Raw genomic sequence first — 15,976 nt, 5'->3', positions numbered from 1 at the left:
GTCGGGGAGGTCAGGCGGTCGGGAGCGGGGGCGGTCGCGGTGGCGATGAGGTGGCGGATCAGGGCCCGCAGCACCGCGGTGGCGGAGCGGGCGTCCCGCGCGTCGCACAGCACGATCGGCACGCCCGGGTCGAGTTCGAGGGCGGCCCGCACCTCGTCGGGGTCGTAGCGGAACGCGCCGTCGAACTCGTTCACCGCGACGAGGAACTTCGTCCCCCGGTTCTCGAAGAAGTCGACGGCCTCGAAGCAGGCGTCCAGGCGGCGGGTGTCGGCGAGCACGACGGCGCCGAGCGCCCCCGCGCACAGCTCGTCCCACATGAACCAGAAGCGCTGCTGGCCGGGCGTGCCGAACAGGTACAGCACGATGCCGTGCTGCTCGATCGTGATGCGGCCGAAGTCGAGCGCCACGGTGGTCGTGGTCTTGCCCTCCACGCCGCCGAGGTCGTCGATGCCGACGCTCGCGGTGGTGATGAGCTCCTCGGTGCTGAGCGGTTCGATCTCGCTCGCCGCGCCGACGAACGTCGTCTTCCCGACCCCGAATCCGCCCGCGATCAGGATCTTGACCTGAGTGGGGAACATCTCAGGCTCGTTGTAGGCCATCGAGCAGCTTCTCCAGGAGGTCTCGGTCGGTGAGCTCGGCCGCGGGGCGCGGCGCTCGGGTGGACATGGCCCGCCAGTTCACGAGGTCGGCGAGGAGGACCTTGGTGACCGCGACGGGGAGCCGCAGGTACGCCGCGACCTCGGCGACCGAGGTCGGGGTGCGGCACAGGCCGAGCGCCCGGTGGTGCTCCGGGTCGAGGTTCGCCGGCACCTCGCCCGTCGCCACCACCAGGGACAGCATGTCCAGCCGCATCGCCGGCCGGGTGCGCCCGGCGGTCACCGTGTACGGGCGCACCAGCGGCCCGGCGTCGTCGTCGAGCCAGACCTCGTCCTCGCCGGCCGTCATGACGAGGGGATCGGACCGCCCGGCGCCGCCGCCGCGCGCGTCGCCGTGCCGAGGAAGGGACGGACGGACTTGATCAGCCGGGCCATCTCGAAGCCGACGACGGCCGGATCGGCCTCGCCCCTCGCCAGCACCGCCAGCACCGAGTTGTAACCGGCCCACGAGATGAACAGCTGGCTCGACTTCAGCTCCGTCACGACCTGCCGGACCTCGTTGCTGTCGTCGAACTTCGTCCCCGCGCTCCGGGCGATGGAGAACAGGCCCGAGGCGAGCGCGGCGAGCTGCTCCGCGCTCGCGCGGTCGAAGCCGTCGGAGGCCTTCAGCATGCCGTCGGCGGACAGCAGCACGCTGCCGCGGATGACCGGAACCTCCTCGCCCAGCCCCCGCAACAGCCAAGCAAGATCCTGAGCCTGGTTCGGGGAGACAGCACTCAATGGACGCTCCTTATCCCTCGTGATGTTTCGTCAGTCCGTACCATCGGTGCCGTCCACGACGCCGTCGCTCTCTTCGGCGCCGCGCACGCCCCTTTGGAATGCCGCCATGAGACCGGGATTGTGCGCGACCTCCGTATCGTCCTGCAGATGCTGCGGCGCGGGAGGATTCACCAGTTCGGGAGCCATATTCGCCTGGACCCGGCGGCGCGGCAGCGACGGCCGCTCAGCATTGTCCACCATGCCGGATTCCGCCACCCCACCGGGATTTGCGGCCGGACCGGAATTCGCGGCGGCGGCGGAATTGGCGTGGCGGCCGGGGTCGTCCGCCGCGACGAAGCGGTCGGCCGGGGCATAGCCCTCCGACGGGCCGGAGTACGCGGACGCGGGGACGGTCTCCCGCGCCGCGGCCGGGGCGGCCGCGGCGGCGGGCACCGGGACGGGCTCGGCGTGCGCCGGCTGGGCCTGCGGCACGGCCTCGGCCTCCGCGGGTTCCGCGCCGACCAGCTCGCCCGGCACGACGACGGTGGCCTGGACCCCGCCGTAGAGGTTGTCGCGGAGCTCGACGCGGACGCCGTGCCGGCGGGCGAGCGCGGAGACGACCAGCAGGCCGATGCGCCCCTCCTGCAGCAGCTCCTCGGCGCCGCCCCGGTCGGGGTCGGCGAGCAGGTCGTTCAGCCGCCGCTGGCTCTCCCGGGGGATGCCGAGGCCGCGGTCCTCGACCTCGATGGCCAGCCCGGCGGTGACGGCGTCGACCCGGACCAGCACCTGCGTGTGCGGCGGCGCGAACCGGGTGGCGTTCTCGATGAGCTCGGCGAGCAGGTGGACGACGTCCGCGACCGCGCTGCCGTCCAGGGTGCCCTCGACGGGCGGGACGACCTTGACCCGGTTGTAGTGCTCCACCTCGGCGATGGCCGAGCGCAGCACCTCGTAGACGGTCACCGGTCGGCTCCACTGGCGGCGGGACGCGGCGCCGCCGATCACCGCGAGGCTCTCGGCCTGGCGGCGCATGCGGGTGCTGAGGTGGTCGACCCGGAACAGGCCCTTGAGCAGGTCCGGGTCCTCGACCTGGTTCTCCAGCTCGTCGAGCCCCTTGATGGCGCGGTGGGCCAGCGACTGCATGCGGCGGGCCAGGTTGACGAACACGTCGACCCGCCGGTCGGTGCTCGTGCCGGCGTCGCCGCCGGCGCTGCCGGTGCCGGTGCCGCTCGGCGCGCGGCTCGCGGCGACGTCCAGCACGGCGTTCCACGCCTCGCCCTGCGCCTGCCGCAGCTCGTAGGCGAGCCGGACGAACGCGTCGCCCGACTCGATGGCCGGGACGTCCTCGCTGCGCGGCGCCGTCTCCCCGGCCTTGACCCGCTCGGTGAGCTCCTTGAGGCCCTGCCGGCCGCGCGCGATCGAGAACCACAGCTCGCCGAGCCGCCGCTGCACGTCCTCCGGAGTCGGGCCCTGGACCCGGTCGGGCCGCCGGGCGGGCTGCCGCTCGAACCGGCGGGTCGCCACGTCCGCCCCGAACACGGCGGCGCCCAGCGTCAGGACGGCCGCCACAGCGGCCGCGGCCAGCACGAGCTGCGCCCGTGGCGTCACGTCGTCGCCGTTGTAGAGCACCGCCGCGGCGGCGACCCCGAGGATCCCGATAACGGCCGCCGGAAGGACGGAAATGCACAGGTGAAAGGACCGTGCGCTGCTCTGGCGACGCGTTCCGCGGGTCGGCGGCCTGCCGTGCCGCCGGAAATCCTGGCGCTCGGTGTCGGCAGGTTCGGAGAAAACGGGCATCGGACGTCCTCAGCGCGGTCGACGGCACGGCACGGGGGTCACATTACTGAGTGAGACGTACTCTTACCGGTACAGTCCGTATCTAGGCTGACACACCGCCCGTTCGGGGAAGCGTGGATTGCTGAGATTACCGGGACGTCCGTCCGCTTTCCGGCAATCTGCGGTACAGTGCCCATTTTTGCCCGATTGGCAACAAATGTACGGCCTGTATTGCGGACGCCCCCTGACGCGCCGCCGCACCCTCAACGGCCTGCGGCGGAGCGCCTCCGAGCCACGTCCCTCACGTAGGACGGAAGCTCCTCTACCGCCACGAGCAGCGACAACAGGCCCGGATCGGCAGTGAGCGCCCGAAACGCCACAGCCGCGGTCACGTCGTGACAGGGACGGCGCACCCGCTCGACGAGGTCGCCGGCGCGGATCTCGCCGGGTTCGACCACCCGCAGGTAGGCGCCGGGCATCGCGGCGCGCGTGAACCTCTTGATCCAGCCGGCCTCGTCCATCCACCCCTGGAAGGTGGCACAGGGGATCCGGGGGCAGCTCACCTCCAGCAGCAAGCTCCGCCCCACACGCCACCGCTCGCCGATCAGGGCGCCGTTGACGTCGATACCGGCGGTGGTCAGGTTCTCCCCGAAGACGCCGTTGGGCAGTGGCCTGCCCAACTCGTCCTGCCAGAAGTCGAGGTCCTCGCGGGCGTAGGCGTAAACGGCCTGGTCCGCTCCGCCGTGGCCGCGCACGTCGTGGACGCGGTCGCCCGCCAGCCCGACCGCGCCCGTGCCCTCGGTGGCCGGTGCGGCGACCGCCACCGGCCCGTCGACCGGGCGCTTGTCGATGCCGGTCAGCCTGGATCGCTTGGACGGGTTGAGGCGCGGGTGTCCGATGTTGACCGAGAGCAACTTCACCCGACGACCATACGAAGCGTCTCGGTGGACGTGCGGACGGGTTTCACGGCGGGGCGGCCCTGGGGGAAGCGCGGAGGTGCGCGCGCTCGCCCTGCCGCCCGATCAGGCTCAGGAACTCGACGGGCCCGGCGCCGGTCGCGCCGAACCAGTGCGGGATGCGGGTGTCGAACTCCGCGGCCTCCCCGGGTTCGAGGACGAGGTCGTGCTCGCCCAGCACCAGCCGCAGCGTGCCGTTGAGGACGTAGACCCAGTCGTAGCCCTCATGGGTGCGCAGGTCGGGCTCGGCGCCGTCCTTCCCGGCCGGGAGGACGAACTTGTACGCCTGGATGCCTCCGGGCCGGCGGGTGAGCGGCAGGACGGTCGCTCCGTCGCCGCCCGCGATCGGACGCAGGTGGACGCGCGGGTCGCCGGTGGGCGGCGCGTCGACGAGCTCGTCCAGCGTGACCCGGAAGGCGCGGGCCAGCGGCAGGAGCTGTTCGAGCGTGGGCCGCCGCAGCCCGGACTCCAGCCGGGACAGCGTGCTGGCGGAGATTCCCGTCTCCTCGGCGAGGCCGGACAGGGTGGTCCCGCGGCGCCGCCGGAGCTGCTTCAGCCTCGGCCCGAACGCGTCGAGGGTGCGCTCAACTGCCTCGTCCATCCGCTCATTTTGCCAATCGGCAACAGGCTTCGCCGGTTCGCCCCGGCGGTCGGCACCATCGTTGTAGCTGGTGAGAGCAACTGGAGGGGACGGCCGATGACGCACGAGTTCGACAAGGGCTACTGGGAGCGGCACTGGCGGGAGGGCGCCGCCGCCGGGGCCATGGGCGGCAACCCGCCGAACCCCTATCTCGCCCGTGAGATCGGGGAACTGGCCCCGGGGACGGCGCTGGACGCGGGGTGCGGCGCCGGTGCCGAGGCGATCTGGCTGGCGGGGCGCGGCTGGCGGGTGACGGCGGCCGACATCTCGTCCGAGGCGCTGGCCCGCGCCGCCGAACGCGCGGCGGCCGCGGGCGTGTCGGAGGGCCTGCGGTGGGTGGAGGCCGACCTGGCCGCGTGGACGCCGGACGAGCGGTTCGACCTCGTCACCACCCACTACGCCCACCCGGCGATGCCGCAGCTGGAGTTCTACGACCGCGTCGCCGGTTGGGTGGCGCCCGGCGGCACCCTGCTGATCGTCGGCCACCTCCATGGGCACGGCCATGGGCACGGGCACGGGCACGGCGAGGAGCACGGCCCGCCCGCCGAGGCGTCGGTCACCGCCGCCGCCGTCACGGCGCGCCTGGACGAGACGGCCTGGGAGATCGTCACCGCCGAGGAGGAGCACCGGACGATCACCGGTCACGGCGGCGCGGAGAAGCTCCTCCACGACGTCGTCGTCCGCGCCGTCCGCCGCACCGCGATGTGACGGCTTTCACATCAACTTCCGGCCGCAATTCCTGATCATGTTTATCCGCCGGAGCCGGTGGAAAAAGGCGCGAACCAACCCGGGGTCCGGCCCATCATACGAGTGCATAAGGGGGCACGGTGCCGGGGCCGAAAGTCGAGTAAGCCGCCGTGTCGCAATGGAGCAGAAGATGCGACTTGGAAAGGCGACCGTTCTCGGTCTCGTCGTCGGCGCGGTGACCATCGGCCTGGCCGCGCCCGCGATGGCGGAGGGCGGCGACGTGCTCGTGCAGCCGAGCCAGGCCCGCCCCGGCGGGCAGGTCACCGTCGTCGGGAAGAAGTGCCAGGTCGACGGGGAGGCCGGCTCGCTGGCGTTCGTGGGCGGGGCCGTCCCGCTGAACGGTGCCGAGGAGGTCGACGGCCGGGCCGGGCTGGCCACGATCAAGACCGACACCGTCCCCGGCGAGTACACCGTGCAGGTGCGCTGCGGCGGGCACAGGTCGGTCGGCTACCTCACGGTGGTGAAGGCCGGGGCGAAGCCCACGCCGATGGGCAGCACGCACCCGACCCCGACCGGCGGGGCCAAGACGGGCTTCGGCGGCGGCGCCGGCGGGACGAGCGCCGCGCCGCTGGCCGCCGGCGGCGTCCTGCTGCTGGGCGCGTTCGGAGTCGGCGCCGCGGCCGTCCGCCGGCGCAGCGGCGCGGACGCCTGACGAGACTCGCCGACGCCATTCCTGGGCCCGCGGAGAACCGTGCGAGAAATTGCACACGGCCGCGGGTCACGGGAAATGGCAGATCATTTTCGAGTGGGTGATCGGTGATGCGCGGAAAGGCCGGCCTGTGGACGCTGGCGGCGGTGCTGCTGGCGGCCGGCCTGGCGGTGATCGCGCTGGGGCTGCGCGGCCCCGGCGGCCCGCCGCAGCCGCCCGCGTGGGCGGCGGCCACCCGGCCCGCCGGTCCCGCCGGTCCGGCGCTGCCGCGCTCGGTGCCCGTGCAGGTGGCCGTCCCGGCGATCGGGGTCCGCGCCCCGCTGGTCCGGCTGGGCCTCGACGCGGACGGCTCCGTCCAGGTGCCGCGCGCCGACCGTCCGCGCGAGGCCGGCTGGTACGACCTGGGGCCGGCCCCAGGCGAGCGCGGCGCCGCCGTGCTCCTCGGCCACGTCGACTCGGCGGCGGGGGCGGCCGTCTTCTACGACCTCGGCCGGCTGCGGCCCGGGCACCGCGTCGAGGTGACGCGCGCGGACGGCCGCGTGGCCGTGTTCACCGTCGAGTCCGTGGAGCGGGTCGCCAAGGACCGGTTCCCCACCCAGCGCGTCTACGGCCCCCTCGACCGCCCCGGGCTCCGGCTCGTCACCTGCGGCGGGCCGTTCGACCGGGCGGTCCGCGGCTACCGCGACAACGTCATCGTCTACGCCACCGAGACGTCCGTCCGGTAGGGCGGGCGCTTCCCGCCGCCGCGCGTCCGGTGCGAGGATCGGACCAGCCGATCGTGAGAGGACCGCGCATGGCAGCCTCCCCGGAGTTCGACACCTCCGTCGCGCACCCGGCCCGCGTGTACGACTACTGGCTCGGCGGCTCCGACAACTTCCCGGCCGACCGGGAGCTCGGCGACGCGATGGTCCGGGCGATCCCGGCGCTGCCCGCGATGGCGCGCGCGAACCGGTCCTTCATGGAGCGGGCGACACGGCACCTGGTGGAGTCGGGCGTCACCCAGTTCCTCGACATCGGCAGCGGCATCCCCACGTCGCCGAACCTGCACGAGATCGCGCGGGCGGTCGACCCGTCCGCCCGCGTCGTGTACGTCGACAACGACCCGCTGGTCACCGAGCAGGCCCGAGCCATGATCGCGGACGTGCCGGGCGTCGCCTACCTGCACGGCGACCTCACCGAGCCGCAGGCCATCCTGGACGATCCGCTGCTCGCCGAGACGCTCGACCCGGCCCGACCGGTCGCGCTGATGGTCGTCGCGCTGCTGATGTACTTCCCGCCCGACCGGCACCCGGAGCGGTGGGTCGCGACGCTGCTCGGCGGGCTGCCGTCCGGCAGCACGGTCGCGATCTCCCACCCGACCGCCGACTTCGACCCGGAGGCCGTCGCCACCGCCAACGCCGCCGCGAACGCGGCGGGGATCCCGCTGGTGTCGCGGACGCGGGACGAGTTCGCCGCGCTGTTCGGCCCGGCGACACTCCTGCCACCGGGCGCGGTGCCGCTCGCGACATGGCGTCCCGACACGCCCCCGGCCGACCCGCACGAGGTGTACTACTACGCCGGCCTGGCCCGCAAGGACTGACCCGGTCAGCCGAAGTGGCCGGCGAAGCCGTCGTGGAGGCGGTCGAGGCCGAACTCGAAGAGCTCCTCGTAGGAGAAGTCGAAGACGTTGTCGGAGAGCTGCGCCATCACGGGGAAGTCGCCGCTGAGCAGAGCCGCCTCCAAGGACGGGCTCTGCGCGGCCCAGAACTCCTCGTTGCTGAGGCCCGTCCGGCGTTCGGCCCGGCGCTCCAGGATGTAGCGGCGCGCGACACTTTCCACGTAGTCGCTCTGGACGCTGACCATCATCATCAGCGTGCGGTCGTCGACGCCCGTCGGGCGCAGCCTGCCGAGGAGCCTGTCCAGCCCGCGCATGGAGTTGGGCCCTAGGAGCGGACGGCTCTGGTCCACGAACGGGTACCACGGATGGTCCAGGCACAACCGCCAATGGCCGTGCGCCTCGTCCGCCAGGATCTCCCGCCAACCCCGCCCATCTTCCTCCGCCTCCGTGCCCTCGGGGACGGCGGTGACGTGGTCGAGCATCAGGTCCAGCAGCTCGCTCTTGCCGGGGACGTAGCGGTAGAGCGTCATCGTCCCGACGCCCAGGCGGGTCGCGATGGAGCGCATCGACAGCGCGTCGAGCCCCTCGGTCTCGGCGAGCTCGTCGGCGACCTCGACGGCCGCCGCGATGACCCGGTCGAGGGTGAGGCCCGGCGGCCGCCCCCGAGGCGGCCGGACCCGGTCGCCCCACAGCAGCTTCAGACTCCGCCCGAGATCCCGGCCGTCGCCGCGCTCCGATGCCATGACCCGTCCGTCCCGCTCTTCCCGCCCAAGGCGCCTCCGTCAGCGCACACACGAAGACGCTACAGGGCGTGTTCGCGCAGGGGGGCGACCCCCTGGAGCCTGTGTTGGCCCAGGGGGGCGACCCCCTGGAACCCCCGTTACGGCCGAGAGGCCGTTTCCCCGATCCGCTGGCGCGTCTCGGCGAAACAGCCTCTCGCCCGGCGGGGCGTGCGGCCTCCGGGCGCTAGGGCGCCCTCCGGCCGCCCGCCCCGTGGGCGCGGCTGAGGTCGCCGCACTTTGGGTATGGTGTACGTTAATTTGCGTATGGGATACGCGAAGGGGAGGTGCCGATGGCGGAGGACGCGATCCTTGCGGTGGGAGTCCGCAAGGACTACGGGACGAAACGGGCGCTTGACGGCTTCGATCTCACGGTGCCGAAGGGCATGGTGTACGGGCTGCTCGGGCCGAACGGCGCGGGGAAGACGACCGCCGTGCGCATTCTGTCGACGCTCGCCCGGCCGACCGGCGGGCGGGCCGAGGTCGCCGGGTTCGACGTCGCGGCCCGGCCCCGGGCGGTGCGGCGGCGGATCGGGCTGGCGGGGCAGCACGCCGCGCTGGACGAGGTGCTGACCGGGCGGCAGAACCTGCGCATGTTCGGCCGCCTGTTCCACCTCGGGAAGCGGCGCGCGGCGGAGCGCGCGGAGGAGCTGCTGGAGCGCTTCGACCTGCTGGACGCCGCCGACCGCGGCGTGAAGGGGTACAGCGGCGGGATGCGGCGCCGCCTCGACCTCGCCGCCAGCATGATCCTCGCGCCGGACGTGCTGTTCCTCGACGAGCCGACCACCGGGCTCGACCCGCGCGGCCGCAACGAGGTGTGGGACTCCGTCCGCTCGCTCGTCGCGCAGGGCACGACCGTCCTGCTGACGACCCAGTACCTGGAGGAGGCCGACCGGCTGGCCGGGCGCATCGCCGTCCTCGACCGGGGCCGGGTCATCGCCGACGGCACGCCGGAGTCGCTGAAGCGGCTGATCGGCGGCGACCGGATCGAGGTGGTGGTGCGCGACCCCGCGGAGCTGGCGGCCGCGGCGGCGGTGGTCGCCCGCGCGGCGTCCGCCGAGCCGCGGGTGGACGCGGAGGCGGCGCGGGTGCACGCGCCGGTCGCCGACCGGGTGGCGGCGCTGACCGAGGTCGCCCCCACCCTGCAGGACGACGGAATCGCCGTCGAGGACATCGGGCTGCGCAGGCCCACGCTGGACGAGGTGTTCCTGCGCCTCACCGGCCACCGCGCCGAGAAGGAAGAGGTAGGGGCATGAGCGCAGTGGAACGCGGGGCCGTGGACGAGGGCGTCGGCGAGCGGCTCTACTGGGCCGTCGCCGACTGCTGGACGATCGTCCTGCGCGGTCTCACGCACTACGTCCGGCAGCCGAGCAACATCGCCTGGCAGCTCGGGTTCCCGATCGTGTCGGTGCTGCTGTTCGGCTACGTGTTCGGCAGCGCGATGTCCGTCCCCGGCGGCGGCGACTACCGCGAGTTCCTGATGCCGGGCATGTTCGGGATGACGATGGCGATGGGGTTCATGAACACCGCGTACGCCGTCGTCTTCGAGAGCACGCGCGGGGTCACCGACCGCTTCCGCTCGATGCCGATGGCGTCGTCCGCGACCGTGACCGGGCGCGGCGTCGGCGACCTGATCGGCGCGACCCTCGACCTCGTCGTGCTGGGGCTGACCGCGCTGGCGATCGGCTGGCGGTCCAGCGGCGGCGTGCTCGGGACGCTCGCGGCGTTCGGCCTGTTCCTGCTGCTGCGCTTCGCGCTGATCTGGATCGGCGTGCTGCTCGGCCTGCTCGTGCCCAACGAGGAGGCCGCGGGGAGCCTGTTCGCGGTCGCGTTCCCGTTCGCGATGATCTCCAGCGCGTTCGTGGCGCCGGCGCTGATGCCGGACTGGCTCGGCGCGATCGCGCGGTGGAACCCGGTCTCCGCGACCGTCACCGCGTCCCGCGAGCTGTTCGGCAACCCGGCCGCCGTCGGCGGTACCTGGGTCGAGCAGAACGCCCTGCTGATGGCGCTCGTGTGGCCCGCCGTCATCACCGCGATCTTCCTGCCGCTGGCCGTCCTGCGGTACCGGCGGCTGGGGCGCTGATCCGTCCTCCGGCACGTCTTGACGCATGTCAGGGGCGGTGCAAGCGTGGGAGGTGATGGTGAAAAGGGGGACCCATCATGACTGAGATCAAGAGCATCGAGAAGCCGGACGACCGGCGCGACTTCCCCAGGGGCCACCTTGAGGTCGTCAACTTGACCGGTCTCGTCTTCGGCAAGGCGACGTTCGAGCCCGGCTGGCGCTGGACGGAGTCGGTGAAGGACATCGCCGGCACCGACCTGTGCCAGGTGCACCACAACGGCTATGTCGTGCAGGGCCGGATGCGCATCCAGATGAGCGACGGCGCCGAGGGCGAGGTCGGGCCCGGTGACGTGTTCGTCGTCGAGCCCGGCCACGACGCGTGGGTCGTCGGCGACGAGGCCTGCGTCATGTTCGACTTCGCCGGCGGCATCGGCGAGTACGCCAAGGCCGGCTGACCGGCGCGCCGCGGCGATGGCCGGTGGGTCCGCCCACCGGCCGCACCCTTCCCCCTTCGGCCCCCGCGCATGGCGAGAATTGCCGACGTGGGAGCGGGTGCGGCCGGGTAGGTTCGAGAGATGAACGAGCGGCCGACTCTTGAGGACATCCGGCGCGCGCCGAAGGTGCTGCTGCACGACCACCTGGACGGCGGCGTCCGGCCCGCGACCATCGTCGAGCTGGCCCGCGACACCGGGTACGCCGACCTGCCCGCCACCGATCCCGACGCCCTGCGGACGTGGTTCGAGGAGGCGTCCAACTCGGGGTCGCTGGAGCGCTACCTGGAGACCTTCTCCCACACCGTCGGCGTGATGCAGACCGCCGAGGCGCTCACCCGGGTCGCCTACGAGTGCGCGGAGGACCTCGCGAACGACGGCATCGTCTACGCGGAGGTCCGGTACGCGCCCGAGCAGCACCTCAGCCGGGGCCTGACGCTGGAGCAGGTCGTCGAGGCCGTCCTGGACGGGTTCGCGCGGGCCCGCAAGGACTTCGGCATCCGGGTCGGGACGCTGGTCACGGCGATGCGGCACCAGGCGCGCAGCATGGAGATCGCCGAGCTGGCCGTCCGCTACCGGGACCTCGGCGTCGTCGGGTTCGACATCGCGGGCGCCGAGGCCGGCTACCCGCCCACCCGGCACCTGGACGCGTTCGAGTACCTCCAGCGGGAGAACGCGCACTTCACCATCCACGCCGGCGAGGGCTTCGGGCTGCCGTCGATCTGGCAGGCGATCCAGTGGTGCGGCGCCGACCGGCTCGGCCACGGCGTGCGGATCATCGACGACATCGAGGTGGACGGCGGCGACGCGCGGCTCGGCCGGCTCGCCGGCTACGTCCGGGACAAGCGGATCCCGCTGGAGATGTGCCCGACGTCCAACATCCAGACGGGCGCGGCGAAGTCGATCGCCGAGCACCCGATCGGGCTGCTGCGCCGGCTCAGCTTCCGCGTCACGGTGAACACCGACAACCGGCTGATGAGCGGGACGACGCTGTCGCAGGAGTTCGCCAAGCTCACCGAGGCGTTCGGCTACGGCTGGGACGACCTGCAGTGGTTCACGGTGAACGCGATGAAGTCGGCGTTCGTGCCGTTCAACGAGCGGCTCGAACTGATCAACGGGGTGATCAAGCCCGGCTTCGCGCAGCTCAAGTGGAGCGGCGCCCGGCCACTGGCATGATCGAGCCATGACCATTCGCTCCACCGGCGGGCAGGTCGCCGCTTACGCGTGGCTCGTGTTCGCCCTGCTCAACTTCGTGGACCTGTTCGTCGGCATCACCGGTGACCCCGACTACTCGCTGACGACGTTCACGATCGCGTTCCTGCTCCTGCTCGGCTGCGGGGTCGCCTACACGATCGGGCTGCGCCCGGCGATCGTCGGGGACGACGAGGGGATCACCGTCCGCAACCCGCTGCGGGACGTCCGCGCGCCGTGGGCGGCGGTCCGGAGCATCGAGGGCAAGAACGCGGTGACCGTGCGCTTCATCGGCCCGGACGGGTCGGACGTGGAGACCCGCGCCTGGGTGCACCAGACGTCCCCCCGCGCGCAGGCGAAGGCGGAGGCCCGCGCCGAGAAGCAGGCGCGCAAGAACCAGGGCGCGGACATCGACCTGCGGGGCCGGACGCCGACGAGGTTCGCGGCGCAGCAGCTCAACGAGCTGCGCGACCGGCACCGCCCGCGGGCCAAGTCGGGCGCCCCCGACCGGGCCGCGGCGGCGAAGCAGGCCGAGACCGCCCGGGGCACGGTCGCCTGGTCGGTCCCGGCGGTGGCGGCCCTGGCCGTCCCCCTCGCCGCGCTGATCGTCGCCCTGGTCGTCTCGCTGGTCCGCTGACCGCCCCTAGGCGAGGGCGGTGGAGAGGGCCGTGCGGAGCGCGTCCAGTTCGGCGGCGGCGCGCGCGCGGGTCGCGGCGACGTCGTCCTCTACCGGGAGGACGACCTCCAGGTAGCACTTGAGCTTCGGTTCCGTGCCCGAGGGGCGGACGACCACGCGGGCGCCGCCGGACAGCCGGAAGCGGAGCCCGTCGGTGGGCGGCAGGCCGTCCGCCGGGCGGGCGAGGTCGTCGAACGACGCGACCCGGCGCCCGGCGAGCTCCGCCGGGGGAGCGGCGCGCAGCCGCGTCATGGCCGCGGTGATCAGCGACAGGTCGTCCACCCGGATCGAGAGCTGCGACGTGGCGTGCAGGCCGTGCTCGCGGGCCTGGTCGTCGAGCAGGTCGAGCAGCGTGCGGCCGTCCCGCTTCGCGGCGGCGGCGAGGGCCGCGACGGCGAGGGCCGCGCCGATGCCGTCCTTGTCGTTGACGAGGACGCCGCGGTCGTCGCCGACGCTGTAGCCGAGCGCCTCCTCGTAGCCGAACACGAGCCGGTCGGGCCGCCCGTGGGGGGACGACCCCCCGCGCCCCCCGGTCGGGTGGGGCGCGCCCGCCTTCATGATCCATTTGAAGCCGGTGAGCGTCTCGGCGAACCGCACCCCGTGCGCGGCGGCGATCGAGCGGAGCAGCGACGACGACACGATCGTGGTGGCGACCAGCCGGTCGTCGCCGGCGGTGTGCCGCAGGACGTGCTCGGCGAGCAGCCCGCCGACCTCGTCCCCGGTCAGCGTCCGCCACCCGGACGGGGACGGGACGGCGACCGCGCAGCGGTCCGCGTCCGGATCGTTGGCGATCACCAGGTCGGCGCGCCGCGCCTCCGCCAGCGCCAGCGCGAGGTCGAGGGCGCCGGGCTCCTCCGGGTTCGGGAACGCGACGGTCGGGAAGTCGGGGTCCGGCTCCGCCTGCTCGGGGACGACGGCCGGGGCCGGGAAACCGGCGCGCTCGAACGCCGCGAGCAGCACGTCCTGGCCGACGCCGTGCATCGGCGTGTAGACGATCGAGACGTCGCGGTCGTCGCCGAGCCGCAGCGACGACACCGCGTCCAGGTACAGGCCGGCGTCGGCGTGGACGGGCCAGCCGGAGCCGAGCGGCAACTCGTCCACCCGGCCGACCGCGTCGATCGCGGCGGAAATCTGGCTGTCCTGCGGCGGGACGATCTGCGCGCCGTCCGACCAGTACACCTTGTAGCCGTTGTCGCGCGGCGGGTTGTGGCTGGCCGTCACCATGACGCCCGCGACGATGTCGTCGAACGAGCGGGTGAAATGCGCCAGCACGGGCGTCGGGACGGGCTCGGCGAACACCTCCGGGCGCAGCCCGGCGCCGCTGAGCACGGCCGCCGTGTCGTCGGCGAACCGGCGCGAGCCGTGCCGCGCGTCGAAGCCGACGACGACCCGGCCGCCGGGCGGCAGGCACGCGGCGAGCCCGGCGGCGGCGCGCATGACCGTCACCCGGTTCATCCGGTTCGGGCCGGCGCCCAGCTCGCCGCGCAGGCCCGCCGTCCCGAACTCCAGCCGGGACCCGAACCGCGCCGCGAGCGCCGCGTCGTCGCCCCGGTCCAGGATCGCGCGAAGCTCGGCGCGGGTGTCCGGGTCCGGGTCCTGCGCGAGCCACTCCTCGGCGCGCGCGCGGAGGTCGCTCACAGCTTCGCCAGGACCGTCGCGAGGAGCGTGCCCATGCGCCCGGCGGACGCGCGTCCCGCCGCGAGGACCTCCTCGTGGTCCAGGGGCTCGTCCGACAGCCCGGCCGCGATGTTGGTGACCAGCGAGATCCCGAGGACGTCCGCGCCGCCCTGCCGCGCCGCGATCGTCTCCAGCACCGTCGACATGCCGATCAGGTCGGCGCCCAGCGTGCGCAGCATCCGGATCTCGGCGGGCGTCTCGTAGGTCGGGCCGCGGAACGCCGCGTACACGCCCTCCGCCAGCGTCGGGTCGACCTCCTTGGCGAGGGCGCGCAGCCGCCCCGAGTACGCCTCGGTGAGGTCGAGGAACGTGGCGCCGGTGAGCGGGTTCGCGCCCGACAGGTTCAGGTGGTCGGAGATCAGCACCGGGTCGCCGACGCTCTGGTGCTCGGGCCGCAGCCCGCCGGCCGCGTTCGTCAGCACCACCGTCTTCACCCCGGCGGCCAGCGCCGTCCTGACGGGGTGCACCACGGCGTCGACGCCGCGGCCCTCGTACAGGTGCGTCCGGCCGAGGAACACCAGCGCCCGGTGCCCCGCCACCTCGACGACGCGGATCGTCCCCGCGTGCCCCTCCACCGCCGGGGGCGCGAACCCGGGCAGTTCGGTGGCCGTCAGCTCGGTGGCGGGCTCGCCCAGCTTGTCGGCCGCCGGGACCCAGCCCGAGCCCATCACGAGGGCGACGTCGAACGAGTCGAGGGACGTGCGGTCGCGCAGCGCGTCCGCGGAGGCCCGTGCCAGTGCAAAAGCGTCGTTGCTCACATCGCCGACACTACCGCCGGGTTCCCGGTGGGACGATCAGTCCCCCAGCGACCTGCACGGACGTGTCCGCAGGTCCTTGACGTAGTCGTCGGGCGCGCCGGCCTTCTCGGCCGCGTCGGCGAGGATGCCGAGGTAGCGCGCGGACGGCAGGCCGCCCTCGTAGTCGTCCAGGACGTACATCCAGCACAGGACGTCGCCGTCCAGGGTCTGCACCCTGACGCGGATCTTGCGGTAGACGTCGAGCGCGGCCCCTTCCCAGGCGTCGAGTTCCTTCTCGTCCCAGGCGGGCACGTCGTACATGACGACGAAGACCTGCTCGGACTCCTCCTCGACGACCGTCGCGAGGGCGCCGTCCCAGCCCTTGTCCTGCCCGCCGAAGGTGAGCCGCCACCCGGCCAGCCAGCCGGTGCCGCGCATGGGCGAATGCGGAGCCCGGCTCGCCATCTGCTCGGGATCCATGTTGGAGGCGTACGCCGCGTACAGTGCCACGTTGGCCAAGGCTACGCCACGCTTGGAGCGGGGGTGTGGGGGTTGTCCCCCACAGTGACGGGGCCACGCTTGGAGCGGGGGTGTGGGGGTTGCCCCCCACAGTGACGGGGCCACGCTTGGAGCGGGGATGTGGGGG

The 15,976-nt window shown here is 73.3% G+C and carries 19 protein-coding genes; 9 read left to right on the top strand and 10 right to left on the bottom strand.

Annotation, left to right across the window (positions count from 1 at the left end; translation table 11 throughout):
- From ETD96_RS25320 to ETD96_RS25295, 6 genes are all read right to left on the bottom strand, one after another.
- Positions 1 to 599, bottom strand: a 599-nt coding sequence (locus tag ETD96_RS25320; protein WP_138638980.1) for a GTP-binding protein, incomplete at its 3' end; no start/stop codon positions are given.
- The gene (locus ETD96_RS25315) at positions 580 to 945 is read right to left on the bottom strand and encodes a DUF742 domain-containing protein (RefSeq protein ID WP_138638979.1); all 366 of its coding nucleotides are present in this window, start codon (positions 943 to 945) and stop codon (positions 580 to 582) included. The genes ETD96_RS25315 and ETD96_RS25320, both read right to left, overlap by 20 nt.
- Entirely contained in the window at positions 942 to 1,376 is a 435-nt protein-coding gene (locus ETD96_RS25310) for a roadblock/LC7 domain-containing protein (RefSeq protein WP_138638978.1), read from the bottom strand. The genes ETD96_RS25315 and ETD96_RS25310 overlap by 4 nt, the downstream gene beginning before the upstream one ends.
- A 30-nt stretch (positions 1,377 to 1,406) precedes the next feature.
- Complete coding sequence (locus tag ETD96_RS25305; protein ID WP_138638977.1) at positions 1,407 to 3,149, bottom strand: sensor histidine kinase; 1,743 nt, start codon at positions 3,147 to 3,149, stop codon at positions 1,407 to 1,409.
- 242 nt (positions 3,150 to 3,391) lie between these two features.
- Positions 3,392 to 4,048, bottom strand: a complete 657-nt coding sequence (locus ETD96_RS25300) for an MOSC domain-containing protein (protein ID WP_138638976.1) — start codon at positions 4,046 to 4,048, stop codon at positions 3,392 to 3,394.
- A gap of 43 nt (positions 4,049 to 4,091) precedes the next feature.
- Positions 4,092 to 4,685, bottom strand: a complete 594-nt coding sequence (locus ETD96_RS25295) for a helix-turn-helix domain-containing protein (RefSeq protein WP_138638975.1) — start codon at positions 4,683 to 4,685, stop codon at positions 4,092 to 4,094.
- Between the two features lie 96 nt (positions 4,686 to 4,781).
- Between ETD96_RS25295 and ETD96_RS25290 the strand changes: the two genes are divergently transcribed.
- The 4 genes from ETD96_RS25290 (at position 4,782) to ETD96_RS25275 (ending at position 7,699) form a co-directional block, all read left to right on the top strand.
- Positions 4,782 to 5,432 (top strand): class I SAM-dependent methyltransferase, encoded by a 651-nt coding sequence (locus ETD96_RS25290; protein WP_138638974.1) that lies wholly within the window; start codon positions 4,782 to 4,784, stop codon positions 5,430 to 5,432.
- 169 nt (positions 5,433 to 5,601) lie between these two features.
- Entirely contained in the window at positions 5,602 to 6,123 is a 522-nt protein-coding gene (locus tag ETD96_RS25285; RefSeq protein WP_138638973.1) for a hypothetical protein, read from the top strand.
- Positions 6,124 to 6,230: 107 nt separating this feature from the next.
- Positions 6,231 to 6,845, top strand: coding sequence for a class F sortase (locus tag ETD96_RS25280; protein ID WP_138638972.1), 615 nt, complete (start codon positions 6,231 to 6,233; stop codon positions 6,843 to 6,845).
- Positions 6,846 to 6,913: 68 nt separating this feature from the next.
- Entirely contained in the window at positions 6,914 to 7,699 is a 786-nt protein-coding gene (locus ETD96_RS25275) for an SAM-dependent methyltransferase (RefSeq protein WP_138638971.1), read from the top strand.
- A 5-nt stretch (positions 7,700 to 7,704) separates the two neighbouring features.
- Here ETD96_RS25275 and ETD96_RS25270 read toward each other — a convergent pair whose 3' ends face one another.
- Positions 7,705 to 8,460, bottom strand: coding sequence for a TetR/AcrR family transcriptional regulator (locus tag ETD96_RS25270; protein WP_138638970.1), 756 nt, complete (start codon positions 8,458 to 8,460; stop codon positions 7,705 to 7,707).
- A gap of 329 nt (positions 8,461 to 8,789) precedes the next feature.
- On the opposite strand from ETD96_RS25270, the gene ETD96_RS25265 reads away from it, so the two are divergent.
- From ETD96_RS25265 to ETD96_RS25245, 5 genes are all read left to right on the top strand, one after another.
- On the top strand, positions 8,790 to 9,752 hold the full coding sequence (locus ETD96_RS25265) for an ATP-binding cassette domain-containing protein (RefSeq protein WP_138638969.1): 963 nt from the start codon (positions 8,790 to 8,792) through the stop codon (positions 9,750 to 9,752).
- On the top strand, positions 9,749 to 10,579 hold the full coding sequence (locus ETD96_RS25260; protein ID WP_138638968.1) for an ABC transporter permease: 831 nt from the start codon (positions 9,749 to 9,751) through the stop codon (positions 10,577 to 10,579). Before ETD96_RS25265 ends, ETD96_RS25260 begins: the two co-directional genes overlap by 4 nt.
- 77 nt (positions 10,580 to 10,656) lie before the next feature.
- Positions 10,657 to 11,013 carry a cupin domain-containing protein gene (locus tag ETD96_RS25255; RefSeq protein WP_138638967.1) on the top strand — a complete coding sequence of 119 codons (357 nt, stop codon included), beginning with the start codon at positions 10,657 to 10,659 and terminating at the stop codon, positions 11,011 to 11,013.
- Between the two features lie 120 nt (positions 11,014 to 11,133).
- Positions 11,134 to 12,225, top strand: a complete 1,092-nt coding sequence (locus ETD96_RS25250; protein WP_138638966.1) for an adenosine deaminase — start codon at positions 11,134 to 11,136, stop codon at positions 12,223 to 12,225.
- 7 nt (positions 12,226 to 12,232) lie between these two features.
- Entirely contained in the window at positions 12,233 to 12,877 is a 645-nt protein-coding gene (locus tag ETD96_RS25245) for a PH domain-containing protein (protein WP_138638965.1), read from the top strand.
- Between the two features lie 6 nt (positions 12,878 to 12,883).
- On the opposite strand, the gene ETD96_RS25240 is transcribed toward ETD96_RS25245, so the two are convergent.
- Genes ETD96_RS25240 through ETD96_RS25230 form a run of 3 tightly spaced genes read right to left on the bottom strand, consistent with a single transcriptional unit; the run spans position 12,884 to position 15,840 of the window.
- Positions 12,884 to 14,554 (bottom strand): phospho-sugar mutase, encoded by a 1,671-nt coding sequence (locus ETD96_RS25240; RefSeq protein WP_138638964.1) that lies wholly within the window; start codon positions 14,552 to 14,554, stop codon positions 12,884 to 12,886.
- On the bottom strand, positions 14,551 to 15,351 hold the full coding sequence (locus ETD96_RS25235) for a purine-nucleoside phosphorylase (protein ID WP_138638963.1): 801 nt from the start codon (positions 15,349 to 15,351) through the stop codon (positions 14,551 to 14,553). Before ETD96_RS25235 ends, ETD96_RS25240 begins: the two co-directional genes overlap by 4 nt.
- A gap of 36 nt (positions 15,352 to 15,387) precedes the next feature.
- Complete coding sequence (locus ETD96_RS25230; RefSeq protein WP_138638962.1) at positions 15,388 to 15,840, bottom strand: gamma-glutamylcyclotransferase family protein; 453 nt, start codon at positions 15,838 to 15,840, stop codon at positions 15,388 to 15,390.
- Positions 15,841 to 15,976 lie beyond the last annotated feature (136 nt).

Origin of the sequence: Actinomadura geliboluensis, assembly GCF_005889745.1 — a bacterium.
Lineage (GTDB): Bacteria > Actinomycetota > Actinomycetes > Streptosporangiales > Streptosporangiaceae > Spirillospora > Spirillospora geliboluensis.
Note: the sequence above shows the minus strand (reverse complement) of the source record. Positions and strands in the feature narration are given on the sequence as shown.

Excerpts from the sequence above, each read along its gene's own strand:
- ETD96_RS25255 (WP_138638967.1), top strand. The coding sequence starts at position 10,657 with ATGACTGAGATCAAGAGCATCGAGAAGCCGGACGACCGGCGCGACTTC.
- ETD96_RS25305 (WP_138638977.1), bottom strand. The coding sequence starts at position 3,149 with ATGCCCGTTTTCTCCGAACCTGCCGACACCGAGCGCCAGGATTTCCGG.
- ETD96_RS25285 (WP_138638973.1), top strand. The coding sequence starts at position 5,602 with ATGCGACTTGGAAAGGCGACCGTTCTCGGTCTCGTCGTCGGCGCGGTG.
- ETD96_RS25315 (WP_138638979.1), bottom strand. The coding sequence starts at position 945 with ATGACGGCCGGCGAGGACGAGGTCTGGCTCGACGACGACGCCGGGCCG.
- ETD96_RS25270 (WP_138638970.1), bottom strand. The coding sequence starts at position 8,460 with ATGGCATCGGAGCGCGGCGACGGCCGGGATCTCGGGCGGAGTCTGAAG.
- ETD96_RS25250 (WP_138638966.1), top strand. The coding sequence starts at position 11,134 with ATGAACGAGCGGCCGACTCTTGAGGACATCCGGCGCGCGCCGAAGGTG.
- ETD96_RS25275 (WP_138638971.1), top strand. The coding sequence starts at position 6,914 with ATGGCAGCCTCCCCGGAGTTCGACACCTCCGTCGCGCACCCGGCCCGC.
- ETD96_RS25295 (WP_138638975.1), bottom strand. The coding sequence starts at position 4,685 with ATGGACGAGGCAGTTGAGCGCACCCTCGACGCGTTCGGGCCGAGGCTG.
- ETD96_RS25245 (WP_138638965.1), top strand. The coding sequence starts at position 12,233 with ATGACCATTCGCTCCACCGGCGGGCAGGTCGCCGCTTACGCGTGGCTC.
- ETD96_RS25290 (WP_138638974.1), top strand. The coding sequence starts at position 4,782 with ATGACGCACGAGTTCGACAAGGGCTACTGGGAGCGGCACTGGCGGGAG.
- ETD96_RS25280 (WP_138638972.1), top strand. The coding sequence starts at position 6,231 with ATGCGCGGAAAGGCCGGCCTGTGGACGCTGGCGGCGGTGCTGCTGGCG.
- ETD96_RS25260 (WP_138638968.1), top strand. The coding sequence starts at position 9,749 with ATGAGCGCAGTGGAACGCGGGGCCGTGGACGAGGGCGTCGGCGAGCGG.
- ETD96_RS25265 (WP_138638969.1), top strand. The coding sequence starts at position 8,790 with ATGGCGGAGGACGCGATCCTTGCGGTGGGAGTCCGCAAGGACTACGGG.